Source organism: Candidatus Enterococcus murrayae, from assembly GCF_017315985.1.
In the GTDB taxonomy this organism is placed as follows: domain Bacteria; phylum Bacillota; class Bacilli; order Lactobacillales; family Enterococcaceae; genus Enterococcus_A; species Enterococcus_A murrayae.
In genome coordinates this window covers 95,960-108,811 of sequence record NZ_JAFLVR010000001.1, presented here as the reverse complement: position 1 = coordinate 108,811, position 12,852 = coordinate 95,960, and the positions used below count along the sequence as shown (strand labels likewise).

The following is a 12,852-nucleotide window of genomic DNA, read 5'->3' as shown; positions in this document are numbered from 1 at the left end:
TATGGAACAAGTAGAAGTAATGGACTTTTCACTCTGTCCAAAATTTGAGAAGGGTTTTCAGATTTTAGGCAAAAAATGGAACGGTTTGATTATTGATGTATTGTTGGAAGGCGGACCGCAAAGATTTGTCGATATTGCTGCGATGATTCCAGATGTTAGCGATCGAGTTTTAACCGAACGACTAAAAGAATTAGAAGCAGAAGGTATTGTAGGTCGTGTGATTGCTTGTGGAAGCCAAAAACGGATGGATTATTGTCTGACAAATAAGGGCGAAGCATTGAAAAATGTAATGAATGAGATTCATCAATGGGGCGATACTTGGATCACGGATGAAGAATGTAGTTGATAAATTTTTTGATTTCTTGTAGTATTGGGATAGTCAATTAAATAGTTCAAAAAACGTTGATGGAAAAGAGTAATCTTTTTATATCTTAAAAGGGAATGTCTGTCGCTGACTGAAAGCAGACTAAGAGAAGAAAAGATGAAGTTCACTTCCGGAGTTTGTCGAAAGACCGGCATAGTCGTTAAAAAGCAAGAGCGCCAATTTATTCGGTTGGCGAATTAGGATGGTAACGCGAGACCTCGTTCCTTTGTGGAACGAGGTCTTTTTGCGATTTCTAGAAATAATCGCGTTTTTGCTCATTTTACATGAAGTTGGATAATGGAATGAGGGCCTTGACACATCTTGTTAAAGAATATGAATATGTTGGCCACTTTACAAATGGAAAGATTATTGCTTTTTTTCTTTATCAAACAGAGTAAAAATCAGAATTGACTTAATATTATGCAAGTTTTTTGAGGATCAGTTTGAAGAGCAGTAAACGATTCCTCACAATCATCCAACAGTCGAAAATTCGATAGGGCTTCATTTTCAATTTGAAGTTTCTATCTTTTTAAAGCAAATGGGAAAGGAAGAAAACAATGAGTTTACAAGAGCAATTAGAAGAGTTAAAAAGTCAGACGTTAGCAAAGATTGACGCAGCTGATGAGCTTTCTGCCGTTGAAACGATCCGAGTAGAAACTCTTGGGAAAAAGGGACCAATCACTGAAGTATTACGGGGAATGCGGGATCTTTCAGCAGAAGAGCGTCCTGTAGTAGGTGCTTTTGCCAATGAGATTCGCGATCTTTTAACCAAAGCAATCGAAGAGCGCAAATCAGCCTTAGCGGAGTTGGCTTTAGAAAAGCAATTATCGGCAGAAACTTTAGACGTCACTTTACCAGGAAAACAAGTTTCCCATGGTACACGACATGTATTGACTCAAATCATGGAAGAAATTGAAGATACTTTTGTTGGAATGGGCTACCAAGTTGTCGAAGGAACGGAGATTGAATCTGACCATTACAATTTTGAACGGATGAACTTGCCAAAGGATCACCCTGCACGAGATATGCAAGATACTTTTTACATTTCTGATGAGCTATTATTACGTACACATACATCCCCAGTTCAGGCACGTACTATGGAAAAACACGATTTTTCAAAAGGTGCGTTGCGGATGATTTCACCAGGTAAAGTATTTCGTCGTGATACAGATGACGCGACGCACAGTCATCAATTTCATCAAATTGAAGGCTTAGTCGTTGATAAAGGAATAACGATGGGTGACTTAAAGGGAACGTTAGAAGTACTACTAAAGGAGTTATTTGGTGCAGAGCGCAAGATTCGTTTACGTCCGAGCTATTTTCCATTTACCGAACCGTCTGTAGAAGTTGATGTCAGCTGTTTCAAATGCGGCGGTAAAGGCTGTAATGTTTGCAAGCATACTGGTTGGATCGAAATCCTCGGTGCAGGAATGGTTCATCCTGATGTATTAGAAATGTCGGGTATTGATCCAAAAGAATATTCTGGCTTTGCTTTTGGCTTGGGACCGGATCGGATTGCAATGCTGCGTTATGGAGTCAATGATATTCGAAATTTCTATTTAAACGATGTTCGTTTCTTGGAACAATTCAAGGGGGAGTAGGAAGCAATGTTAGTTTCATATAAATGGTTAAATGAATATGTCGACGTTAAAGATGTCGCACCGAAGGACTTAGCAGATCGTCTTTCATTGACAGGGATCGAAGTTGAAGGATTGGAATCGCCAGAAGATGGTTTGAAGAAAATCGTCGTTGGTGATGTAAAAGAATGTATCCCGCATCCTGATTCAGATCACTTATCGATCTGTCAAGTGGATGTAGGCGCGGAAGAATTGTCGCAAATTGTTTGCGGGGCGCCCAATATCAAAGCTGGTATTAAAGTGATTGTTGCATTACCTGGCTCTCGCATTGCTGGCAATGTAAAAATCAAAAAAGGGAAAATGCGCGGTCAAGTTTCAAATGGCATGATCTGTTCATTACAAGAACTTGGCTTTAGCGATTCCGTGATCCCTAAAGAATATTCTGAAGGAATTTATTATTTACCAGAAGAAGCACTTGTTGGCGATCCTGTATTTCCATATTTAGAAATGGATGATACGATAATTGACTTATCAATTACACCGAACCGTGCGGATGCACTAAGTATTCGCGGTGTTGCACATGAAGTAGCAGCTATTTATAAAAAAGAAGTCCATTTTCCTGCTGTCGAACTAAGGGAGTCAGAGGAGAAAGCCAGCGATAAAATCAAAGTGTCTGTGACTGATAAAAACGATGCGCCGCATTATGAAATTCGAATCATTAAAGACGTGAAAATCGGACCTAGTCCACAATGGCTGCAAAATCGGTTAATGAATGAAGGGATTCGTCCGATCAGCAACGTAGTAGATGTTACGAATTATATTTTATTATTATTCGGCCAGCCGTTGCATGCATTTGACTACGATAAATTAGGCAGCAAGGAAATCATGGTTCGTCGAGCAAAAGAAAATGAACCATTTACAACATTGGACAGTGTAGAACGGACATTGAATCCAGAAAATATCGTAATCACTAATGGTGAAATCCCTGTTGCACTGGCAGGGGTGATGGGTGGATTAGATTCAGAAATTTCTGATGAGACAACGACTGTCGCATTAGAGATGGCTATGTTTGACCATACATTGGTTCGCCGCACTTCACAAAGCTATAACCTGCGCAGTGAAGCATCTATGCGCTTTGAAAAAGGGATCAATCAGGGAGAAATCAGTTTAGCTGGAGAAGTAGCAGCTGCGATGATCGCTGAGTTAGCCGGTGGTAAAGTGTTACAAGGGGCTGTTAAGGGAAGTGAAGTGCATCCTGAAAATGTTGATGTAAGTACAACTCTTCAAAAGGTCAATCGTTTCTTAGGAACGGAATTGTCACAAGAACAAGTCAACGATATTTTTAAAGCACTTGGATTTACATCCGAAGTTAAAGAAGGTGTAACAACCGTCAGTGTACCTCCGCGTCGTTGGGACATCACGATTGAAGCTGATTTAATGGAAGAAATTGCGCGAATTTATGGCTACAATAATTTACCTTCGACACTACCGGAAGGACAAACAGTTGCAGGCTTCTTGACTGAAACACAAAAGACGACCAGAAAAGTACGGAATCTGTTAGAAGGTGCCGGATTATCAGAAGCGATTAGCTATGCCTTGACGACTGAAGAAAAGGCTCGACAATTCTTGTTGAAAGAAAGCAAGGTGACTCGGGTAGCTTGGCCAATGAGTGAAGAACGCTCAACAATGCGATTGAACTTAATTAGCGGTCTGCTGGAGGACTTGTCGTACAATGTTGCGCGCAAAAATAATGATGTAGCATTTTATGAAATCGGCCATGTCTTCTATCAAAACAATGATCCAAAAAAAGATTTACCGATCGAACAAAATCATGTCGCAATTGCTGTGACAGGTAATGTTGTTAACAAATCTTGGACAGGAAAAGCAGAAGCTTGCGATTATTACACAATTAAAGGAATGGTCGAAGCATTGGTTGAAGGCTTAGGTCTTACTGAGGAAATTTCTTACCAAGCAACCCAAATGTCTGAGATGCATCCTGGACAAACAGCTGGTATTTATTTGGGAGAAGAGCTGATTGGTTTTATCGGTCAAGTCCATCCTAAAATGGCTGTGAGTTATGAACTAAAATCAGCCTATGTGGCTGAAATGAATCTAGACGCATTGATTGGTAAAGAAAAAACACCATTAGTCTTTGAGGCTGTTTCAAAATATCCTGCAGTAAGTCGTGATATTGCGATGTTAGTGAATGAGACAAGTACTAATTCAGACATCACGGAAGTTATCAGCGACGCTGCCGGAAAATTCTTGACTGAGATGCAGCTTTTTGATGTCTATCAAGGTAAAAATATTGAAGAAGGCAAAAAGTCATTGGCTTATAATTTGACCTTTGTAAATCCTGATGCGACGTTAACTGATGAAGAGATTAATCGTATCATGGCTAAAGTTACTAAAAATTTAGAAGAAAAATTAGAAGCGGTTATCCGTTAAGTAATAAACAGCCCTCAAATGTTTTTTTGAGGGCTGTTTTATATAGTAGGAAGTGTATTTTTAGCTAATCTGAACATCACTTGTCACGATAACGTCGACACCGGTTTCTAAAAGATTTTTTACAGCAATATCGCCGATTTTTACTGGCGCCTTTAATGCGACTTTATTTATTTCCTTCATCGCTTCTAGTACTGCCTTTTTAGGAATGCCGTCAGCTGTTTTAACAGAACAGAGGTGCGTCTTGCCACCACTGACTCTAACAGTGGACGTGACTACTCGTATAGGATTAGTCGCTTCGGCTTTTCCATATTTCACTCCTTTATTGCAACTGTAACCACATACTTGATAATCGTTATTTTCATCAACCGATAGGTGACAGCCTTTTGGACACATTATACAGATAAAGTTTTTCATCCTTTCGATACCTCCTCGACACAAATTTCCAATTCTCCGTTCATGACTTTTTCCAAAACATTTTTAGATAGTTTAATTTTTTCCATCTCGCCCGGTACGATGTATGCTTTCTTCTGTTTGGCTAAGATTTCTCCTTGCGATTTTATCAATATTTGACTCTCATCAAAAACTTTATTAACACGGAAGAAAAGTTCAGTCCGGCGATCAATATTTTCATCTCGAATTTTTTGTGGAACAACATAAGTAACATGGGCGCCATTCTTAATAGTAAGACAATTTGTCGGCTCACTAGTTTGGGCTAAAATATATGAAGCCGCAGAAGTGCCTGCCTTTATACTCTCAGCAGTTACAAAGTCAACTAAATCATGGACGTGAACGACATTGCCGCAAGCAAAGATACCCGGAATTGACGTTTCCATATTTTCGAAAACAAATGGTCCGTTCGTTTTTGAATCTAAGTCAAGATTTGCATCACGACTCAGTTCATTTTCTGGGATCAATCCAACTGATAGTAAAATGGTATCGCAATCAAAAATTTGTTCTGTTCCAGCAACCGGCTGGCGGTTTTCATCCACCTCTGAAACGACTACTTGATTTACCCGGCTTTTTCCTCGAATTTCAGTAATTGTATGGGAAAGGAGCAGGGGGATCTCATAATCATCTAAGCATTGAACGATATTTCGAGTTAACCCGCCGGAATAAGGCATTACTTCAACGCAGGCTAAAACTTCTGCACCCTCAAGAGTCATACGTCGAGCCATGATTAAACCAATATCTCCAGATCCTAAAATAATTACTTTTTTTCCAACCATATAGCCTTCCATATTGACATATCTTTGCGCAGTACCCGCGGTGAATACACCAGCTGGACGACTGCCAGCAATACCGATAGCCCCACGGGTCCGCTCACGGCAGCCCATAGCAAAAACTAAGGCCTTAGATTTTAAGATTTGATACCCTTGCTCTTTATTGACAATGTGCACTTCCTTATTTTCTGTTACTTCCAAAACCATGGTATCCAATAACACCTTAATAGTTGTTTTTTCAATCATTTCGATGAATCGAGCTGCATATTCAGGACCTGTTAGTTCTTCCTTAAAATAATGCAGTCCAAAACCGTTATGAATACATTGATTTAAAATGCCTCCGAGCTTTTGATCACGTTCAATAATCAAGATATCTCTGACGCCTTTTTCGTAAGCTGCTATAGCTGCGGCCAAACCGGCTGGGCCTCCGCCGATGACGATTAACTCATGCATATTAACGACCTCCTTTGGTTTCATCAACTAAAATATAGCTGTCTTGACGATCCTGCAGAATATCTAGCGGCGATTTGTGTAGTTCATCAGCTAAGATCTCAACGACACGCGGTCCACAGAATCCGCCTTGGCAACGACCCATTCCAGCATTGCATCTTCGTTTGACAGCATCTACAGAAGCTGGTGGAATAGGGGATTGTGCTGCTGCGCGAATTTCACCTTCAGTAATTGTTTCGCATCGACAAATAACTCTGCCATAAGTATCATTCGTAGAAATAACTCTATTTTTTTCTTCAATACTGAGTTCCTCAAAGATAATTTTTTCTCGTGAATCAACATACTCGTCTTTTCGAACAAAGTTTTCTCCAGTAGATTTCTTTAATAATTCAATACCATATAAAGCAATTGCAGGAGCAGAAGTAAGGCCGGGTGATTTAATACCTGCCAGATCAATAAAACCGACAGCAGCCTCTTGAAGAACAAAATCTCCTGCACTATTATTTGCACGCACGCCAGAAAAATTTCTGATAGAATTTCGCAGGTTAAGCTCAGGAAGTGATTTCTTTGCTAAAGTTGCTACAGTGTTAAGTCCCGCAGCAGTATTTCCTGTATCTTTTCCACTGTCTAGGTCATTTCTCTGAACAGCCTCTGAATTTGGTCCGACAATTAAATTTCCGTGAACAGTTGGACTAACTAAAACGCCTTTTCCGATTTTAGAAGGGCATTGGAATATCACATGATTAACCATGCTTCCTTCTGATTTATCCAATAAAAAATATTCGCCGCGCTTTGGAGTGATCTCAAAATTAGGTTCCGCAATCAAGTTATGGATATCATCTGAATGAACGCCTGCTGCATTAAAGATATAGTGAGTCCGATAGCTAGACTGATTCGTTATAATTTCATAGCCATCTTCAATTTTCTTGATATCGATTACTCGATTGTTCAAAGCAATTTCTACATCGTTTTTTACGGCTGTTTCCGCCAAAGCAAGGCAGAATTCCCAAGGATTTACGATCGCTGCGGTGGGGGCGTAAAGCGCCCCCAAACTTTCGGCGGAAAGGTTGGGCTCCATCTTATGAAGGCTAGTTTGATCCAGAAGTTCCAAATCCTTCACACCATTTTTGACTCCGCGTTCATAAAGCGTTTGAATCAATTCAAGCTCTTCTTCTGAAAAAGCAACTACCAAAGAGCCAATTTGATCGTAGTGAACAGAGAGCTTTTGACAGAGCTCTTTTGCACGCTCTGCGCCATCAACGTTGAGTTTTGCCATTAAACTGCCAGGTTCAGGATCAAAACCAGCGTGCAAAATGGCGCTGTTGGCTCTAGTAGCTCCAAGGCTAACATCGTTTTCCGCTTCTAAAACCAGAGTATTCAGTTGAAATTTGCTTAGTTCATAGGCAGTTGCGGCACCAACGATTCCGCAACCGATTACAATTACATCATACATAGATAGTTCCTCCCGTTTATTTAAGTTTCTACTTACTCAGTAGTTGCATCCTGGAATGCAGCAAAAAAGAGTATAGGTAAACAAACGTCAATGTTTGTTGACGTTTGCCGCTATACTCTTTTTATCTCTAGCCGATATTCAATTAACTGTATTATAACACCTTTATAAAAAATCAACAATCGTTAAATTGACCAAATCAAACCTTCTGTGGTTGATACAGCAAGACTTCCAGCACCCAAAGCCCCCATGATGTCCTCTTTGTCGCGAATCAAACCGCCAACAATCAATGGTTTTTTAGAATGATTGACGAGTTCCTTAATGATTTTTGGTGAAACACTAGGTAACACCTCAACTAAATCAGCTTCCGTATATTTTAGTTGACGTACAACATTTTCTAAAGCGGAAGAATCTAATAGAAAGAAGCGCTGGATTGCTAGCAGTCCATGTTTTTTAGCGTGACGGATGATTGCTGGTTTGGTGGAGATAATTCCATCAAAGCAAGTAGACTGTTTGATATAATCAACGGCCTTCTCATCAGAAGAGAGGCCTTTAACTAAATCCGCATGTAAAATTGCTGTTTTCTTATTTGTTTTGATTTTTTTGGACAGCTCCGCCAGTTCCATTAAGTGTGATTGGAGAACAAAGATGACTTCACATTCTGATTGAATCGCGGCCTCCAGCTCGAACTCGTTTTTTGTAGCAGCGATTACAGGAGAGAGCTCTAATTTTTGATATAGTTCATGAGTATTCATCTAACATTGCTCCTTACATGTTTTCAGTTTTATTTTACCATGTAAAAAATGGAAGAAGAAGTACTGTTTACAATGATTGTGAAAAGAAAAAACAAAACCCCAAGCGTATTTTTTAGAAAAGCCACGTTTGGGGTTTTGTATAATCAATGTCAGTGATATCAATAAGAACGTTCCAACAGCTGAATCGCAACCGTATTAAGAATTTCTTTACTCTTGCCTTCGGGTAATTCTTGAATTTCATTTAAAGCCTTTTGTGTTAATTTTTCTGCAAACTCAAGAGCACCAGCGATACCATCAAAACGGTCAACATAATAAGCTAATTGAATTAAATCCTGTCTTGATAAGGCTTCTGGTCGTTCTAAGTAAGGACGAATGATTTCAGGCTGATTGTCGCGTGCAATTAATAAAGGTAAGGTGAAAATTCCTTGTTGGACATCAGTTAAAATCGGTTTTTGTTCATCCCCAAGCTCTAAAGAAAAATTCAAGATATCATCATATACCTGAAAGGCTAGACCAATTGCCGAGCCAATTCGCTTGGCACGAGCCTGTAGTTTTTCATCTGAGCCCCCAAAATAAGCACCTTCGTGGCAGCTGAGCCGAATTAATTCAGCTGTTTTTCCATTAATATTACGTAAATAGTCGACGATTGTTTGATCGGGATTAAAAGTGCAAGACATTTGTGTCAGTTCACCTTGCAATACTTTTTTCATCGCTTGTGCATTTTTTAATAGAAAAGGAGTAGCGCTCATACATTCTGCCAGTAATTCAAAATAACTAGTATACATAAAATCTCCAGTGTAAACTGCGATGTCCTTGCCAAACCGAGATTGAATTGAGGGCAACCCACGTCGAGTAGGAGAATCATCAATGATATCATCATGGATAAGCGTAGCAGAGTGCAGCAACTCAAGGGAAGCCGCTATCTTTACTAATTGATCCTGTTCTTTTTCCTCTCCAAAATCAGCGAAAAGAAAAAAGAGTGCCGGACGAATCATTTTTCCTCCTGTAGAAGAAAATTTTGTGATGGCCTCTTCAATCGATTTATTATTAATAACAAGCCTTTGCGAGATCAATTTCTTAACTTGAATTAGATTTTTCTGTATTTTAGGGTATTCGTTCCAATAGTCTAACATGAGAGCTCCTTCTTACAACGTTTTCACCTCCATTCTATCCTATGCTCACCAGAAAAACTACTAGAATGCTTAATTAGTGTTTCGTGAGAGAAGGCACATGAAAGACAAGCAAATCCTTTGAAGAAAAAGTATAAAAATAGCATAATGAATATGAAAAAGAAAATTGAGAAAGTTGGGTGAGATGAGTTTAACCGTTTTCTTGGAACTCGTGGAATTTAAAGCGAAAACCGCGAGCGTCCTGCCTTTTTTTATTGGGATTTGTTTTAGCCTGTATAATTTTCACAAACTTCATTTAGGTCTAGTCCTGTTATACTTTGTCGCGATGGTCATTTTTAACATGGCCGTGGATATATTAGACAACTATAACGATTATCACCATGCGACGGAAATACACGACTATCGAGAAAAAACCAATATCATCGGGAGAGAGAATTTAGATTTGAAATTGGTTTTCCGAATGATGATCGGAATGATTGTTGTTTCGGCACTGATTGGGATCGGACTGTCCTTCGTAGTCGGGTGGCCTTTTTTATTGATGGGGTTATTTTGTTATGGTGTTGGAATTTTTTATTCCTCTGGCCCGAGGCCACTATCCAGCTTGCCTTTAGGGGAAATCTTTTCAGGAGTAACGATGGGATTTATGATTACTCTCTTGTGTGTCTACCTAAACACGTATGAGGTTTTCCAGTGGGATTTTACTAATATTGGTGGGATTTTACTGATTTCGTTGCCGAATACGCTGTGGATAGCAAATCTTATGCTAGCAAACAATATCTGTGATTTAGAAGAAGACGAAAAGAACAATCGCTTTACTTTGGTTCATTATTTAGGAAAGTCGCGAGCAATCCGTTTATTTGAAGGAATGAATATCGCTGCTTTTCTTGCTATCTTGCTTTCGGTGATCATAGGCATTGCCCCGTGGTCCGTGCTTGGAACATTCTTAGCCGTACCATTCATTTACAAGCAAGTGCAACGATTTCGGGTCAAACAGGTCAAACGTGAAACGTTCATTTGCGCGGTCAGAATTTTAGCGGTAGGGGCCGTCGCGCAAGTTATCAGTTTTGCATTGACGTTCTTATTTTAAAGGAGGAAATAGAAATGAAGGAAATTGTCATTTTAGGTGCAGGTTATGCAGGATTGCGTGCTTTGCATGTGCTGCAAAAATCAGGAGCAGATATTCATATCAGTTTAGTGGATAGGAATGACTACCATTATGAGTCGACTAGTTTGCATGAAGTGGCAGCCGGCACACAGCCAGATGAAAAAATTTGTTATGCAATAAAGGATGTTGTAAATCCTAAAAAAACTACTTTTATCAAAGATACAGTTGAAAAAATTGATCCTGATCAAAAGGAAGTATACTTGGAAAACCAAACATTGAAATACGATTATTTGATTGTTGCTTTAGGTTTTCAATCTGAATCGTTTGGCATTCCTGGTGTGAAAGAAAATTCTTTAGAGATGGTCGATGTAAGAACCGCTGATCAAGTCCATAAACATATCCTCGAACAAATGAAACAATATAAAGAAACTAAAAATGAGGAATATTTACGGATTGTTGTTTGTGGTGCTGGCTTTACCGGAATAGAGCTAGTAGGTGCTTTGGTTGAAGGAAGTAAAGCATTTGCTGAAGTGGCAGGTGTAAAACCTGAAGATATCCAAATTTATTGTGTAGAAGCTGTCGACAAAATTTTACCAATGTTTAGTGATAAATTAGGACAATATTGTATTGATCACCTGAACAAATGGGATGTTAAGCTTCTGACTGGAAAACCGATAAAAAAAGTTGAGCCAGGTGCTGTTATTTATCAAAATTCAAAAGATGATGAAAATGATTTAGTAGCTCTTAAAGCCAAAACAATCGTTTGGACTACTGGCGTCAGCGGGAGCAAAGTAATTGGTGAGTCTGGTTTTGAAGAACGACGTGGTCGTGTAATGGTGAAACCTAACTTGACCGATCCAAATCATGATGATATCTATCTGCTAGGTGATGTTTCAGCTGTCATGGATCCTTCAAGCAATCGTCCATATCCAACAACCGCACAAATTGCACTTAAGATGGGCTCTTATGCAGGGAAAGATATCCTGAATCAAATGAAGGGGCAGCCAAGTAAACCGTTCTCGTTCAAATCTCTTGGCTCAGTGGCATCAATCGGAAATACCCATGCCTTTGGTGTTGTAGGCAAAACGGAAGTAACAGCTTATCCAGCCTCCTTTATTAAGAAAGCGATCATGGATCGTTCGTTGTATGAAACAGGCGGAGTAAAAGAAGTAATGGCGAAAGGCCGTTTCGACTTTTATCATTAAGCCGAAAATATTTTTTGCGGCAGTATAGTTTCAATAGAGGAAAAAACAAAAACACTCGATTTTTTTCGAGTGTTTTTGCTATCTGTATTTAATAGTTTAGAGATGTTCAGGCTATGCGAAATAATTAATTCCCATGGCTTGCTTCACTTCAGCTAAAGTCTCTGCAGCAACTGCTCGAGCCTGTTCACTGCCTTCTTTCAGCATTTGCATGATCGCATTCGGGTCTTTTGCATACTCCTCACGGCGAGCGCGAATAGGCCCAAATTCAGCTTCTAAAACATCGATTAAGTAGCGTTTGATTTTCACGTCACCAAGTCCGCCGCGGCGATAATGTTCTTTTAGCTCAGCGATTTTTTCTTTATCAGTGCCAAAAACGTCTAGATAGGTGAACACCATATTTCCTTCAACTTGACCAGGGTCTTCCACGTGGATGTGATTTGGATCAGTGTACATACTCATAACTTTTTTAGCTAAAATGTCTGCAGAATCAGCGAGATAAATTCCATTGCCTAGTGATTTGCTCATTTTCCCGTTGCCATCAATGCCAGGCAGACGACCTTGTCCTTTTTCAGGAAAAACTCCTTTTGGTTCTACGAGAATTTCACCATAGGTATGATTAAAGCTTTGTACAATTTCCTGTGTTTGCTCCAGCATCGGTTTTTGATCTTCGCCAACAGGAACAAGATTGGCTTTAAATGCTGTAATATCTGATGCCTGAGAAACAGGATAGATAAAGAAACCAGCAGGAACGCTTTCTCCAAAGTTCTTTTGTTGAATTTCTGACTTTACAGTTGGATTGCGTCGAACACGTCCGACACTAACCAAGTTCAAATAATACATTGTTAATTCAGCTAGTTCAGGGATTTGCGACTGAATAAACAGTGTTGAACGTTTGGGATCCAAACCAATCGCCAAATAATCTAGAGCAACTTGCAAAACATTTGATGAAACTTTTTCAGGATTCTTTGCATTATCAGTTAAGGCCTGCATATCAGCTATCATAATAAATAAATTATTATCAGGATCTTGTTGCATAAGCACGCGATTCCTCAATGAACCGACATAGTGGCCTAAATGTAGCTGTCCAGTAGGACGATCTCCAGTTAAAATGATATTTTTCATTAACTCACCTTTTCATAAAAATTCTT

The 12,852-nt window shown here is 39.4% G+C and carries 11 protein-coding genes and 1 other annotated feature; of the genes, 5 read left to right on the top strand and 6 right to left on the bottom strand.

Annotated features, from left to right (window positions below; all coding sequences use genetic code 11):
• The first annotated feature begins 1 nt into the window (after nucleotide 1).
• The 3 genes from JZO85_RS00540 (at nucleotide 2) to pheT (ending at nucleotide 4,389) form a co-directional block, all read left to right on the top strand.
• Nucleotides 2–346, top strand: coding sequence for a winged helix-turn-helix transcriptional regulator (locus tag JZO85_RS00540; RefSeq protein ID WP_207106551.1), 345 nt, complete (start codon nucleotides 2–4; stop codon nucleotides 344–346).
• Between the two features lie 47 nt (nucleotides 347–393).
• Nucleotides 394–593 (top strand) — a binding site (T-box leader).
• Between the two features lie 328 nt (nucleotides 594–921).
• Complete coding sequence (gene pheS / locus JZO85_RS00535) at nucleotides 922–1,965, top strand: phenylalanine--tRNA ligase subunit alpha (RefSeq protein WP_207106550.1); 1,044 nt, start codon at nucleotides 922–924, stop codon at nucleotides 1,963–1,965.
• A gap of 6 nt (nucleotides 1,966–1,971) precedes the next feature.
• Nucleotides 1,972–4,389 (top strand): phenylalanine--tRNA ligase subunit beta, encoded by a 2,418-nt coding sequence (gene pheT, locus JZO85_RS00530; protein ID WP_207106549.1) that lies wholly within the window; start codon nucleotides 1,972–1,974, stop codon nucleotides 4,387–4,389.
• A gap of 60 nt (nucleotides 4,390–4,449) precedes the next feature.
• Here the strand turns inward: pheT and JZO85_RS00525 are convergent, their stop codons facing one another.
• The 5 genes from JZO85_RS00525 to JZO85_RS00505 all read right to left on the bottom strand — a co-directional run bounded on the left by JZO85_RS00525 (nucleotide 4,450) and on the right by JZO85_RS00505 (nucleotide 9,397).
• The gene (locus JZO85_RS00525; RefSeq protein ID WP_207106548.1) at nucleotides 4,450–4,803 is read right to left on the bottom strand and encodes a DUF1667 domain-containing protein; all 354 of its coding nucleotides are present in this window, start codon (nucleotides 4,801–4,803) and stop codon (nucleotides 4,450–4,452) included.
• Nucleotides 4,800–6,062 (bottom strand): NAD(P)/FAD-dependent oxidoreductase, encoded by a 1,263-nt coding sequence (locus JZO85_RS00520; RefSeq protein WP_207106547.1) that lies wholly within the window; start codon nucleotides 6,060–6,062, stop codon nucleotides 4,800–4,802. The genes JZO85_RS00525 and JZO85_RS00520 overlap by 4 nt, the downstream gene beginning before the upstream one ends.
• A 1-nt stretch (nucleotide 6,063) precedes the next feature.
• Complete coding sequence (locus JZO85_RS00515; protein ID WP_207106546.1) at nucleotides 6,064–7,512, bottom strand: NAD(P)/FAD-dependent oxidoreductase; 1,449 nt, start codon at nucleotides 7,510–7,512, stop codon at nucleotides 6,064–6,066.
• 182 nt (nucleotides 7,513–7,694) lie between these two features.
• A complete protein-coding gene (locus JZO85_RS00510; protein WP_207106545.1) occupies nucleotides 7,695–8,264 on the bottom strand; it encodes a glycerol-3-phosphate responsive antiterminator in 570 nt (189 codons plus the stop codon).
• A gap of 158 nt (nucleotides 8,265–8,422) precedes the next feature.
• Nucleotides 8,423–9,397 (bottom strand): polyprenyl synthetase family protein, encoded by a 975-nt coding sequence (locus JZO85_RS00505; RefSeq protein WP_207106544.1) that lies wholly within the window; start codon nucleotides 9,395–9,397, stop codon nucleotides 8,423–8,425.
• A gap of 181 nt (nucleotides 9,398–9,578) precedes the next feature.
• Here JZO85_RS00505 and JZO85_RS00500 point away from each other — a divergent pair, with 181 nt between their 5' ends.
• Both JZO85_RS00500 and JZO85_RS00495 read left to right on the top strand, forming a co-directional pair.
• Nucleotides 9,579–10,481 (top strand): prenyltransferase, encoded by a 903-nt coding sequence (locus JZO85_RS00500; RefSeq protein WP_207106543.1) that lies wholly within the window; start codon nucleotides 9,579–9,581, stop codon nucleotides 10,479–10,481.
• Between the two features lie 14 nt (nucleotides 10,482–10,495).
• The gene (locus JZO85_RS00495) at nucleotides 10,496–11,704 is read left to right on the top strand and encodes an NAD(P)/FAD-dependent oxidoreductase (RefSeq protein ID WP_207106542.1); all 1,209 of its coding nucleotides are present in this window, start codon (nucleotides 10,496–10,498) and stop codon (nucleotides 11,702–11,704) included.
• Between the two features lie 111 nt (nucleotides 11,705–11,815).
• Here the strand turns inward: JZO85_RS00495 and trpS are convergent, their stop codons facing one another.
• Nucleotides 11,816–12,826 carry a tryptophan--tRNA ligase gene (gene trpS, locus JZO85_RS00490; RefSeq protein ID WP_207106541.1) on the bottom strand — a complete coding sequence of 337 codons (1,011 nt, stop codon included), beginning with the start codon at nucleotides 12,824–12,826 and terminating at the stop codon, nucleotides 11,816–11,818.
• Nucleotides 12,827–12,852: the final 26 nt, after the last annotated feature.

Coding starts and splice junctions, on each gene's coding strand:
- JZO85_RS00540 (WP_207106551.1), top strand. CDS start 2: ATGGAACAAGTAGAAGTAATGGACTTTTCACTCTGTCCAAAATTTGAG.
- pheS (WP_207106550.1), top strand. CDS start 922: ATGAGTTTACAAGAGCAATTAGAAGAGTTAAAAAGTCAGACGTTAGCA.
- pheT (WP_207106549.1), top strand. CDS start 1,972: ATGTTAGTTTCATATAAATGGTTAAATGAATATGTCGACGTTAAAGAT.
- JZO85_RS00525 (WP_207106548.1), bottom strand. CDS start 4,803: ATGAAAAACTTTATCTGTATAATGTGTCCAAAAGGCTGTCACCTATCG.
- JZO85_RS00520 (WP_207106547.1), bottom strand. CDS start 6,062: ATGCATGAGTTAATCGTCATCGGCGGAGGCCCAGCCGGTTTGGCCGCA.
- JZO85_RS00515 (WP_207106546.1), bottom strand. CDS start 7,512: ATGTATGATGTAATTGTAATCGGTTGCGGAATCGTTGGTGCCGCAACT.
- JZO85_RS00510 (WP_207106545.1), bottom strand. CDS start 8,264: ATGAATACTCATGAACTATATCAAAAATTAGAGCTCTCTCCTGTAATC.
- JZO85_RS00505 (WP_207106544.1), bottom strand. CDS start 9,397: ATGTTAGACTATTGGAACGAATACCCTAAAATACAGAAAAATCTAATT.
- JZO85_RS00500 (WP_207106543.1), top strand. CDS start 9,579: ATGAGTTTAACCGTTTTCTTGGAACTCGTGGAATTTAAAGCGAAAACC.
- JZO85_RS00495 (WP_207106542.1), top strand. CDS start 10,496: ATGAAGGAAATTGTCATTTTAGGTGCAGGTTATGCAGGATTGCGTGCT.
- trpS (WP_207106541.1), bottom strand. CDS start 12,826: ATGAAAAATATCATTTTAACTGGAGATCGTCCTACTGGACAGCTACAT.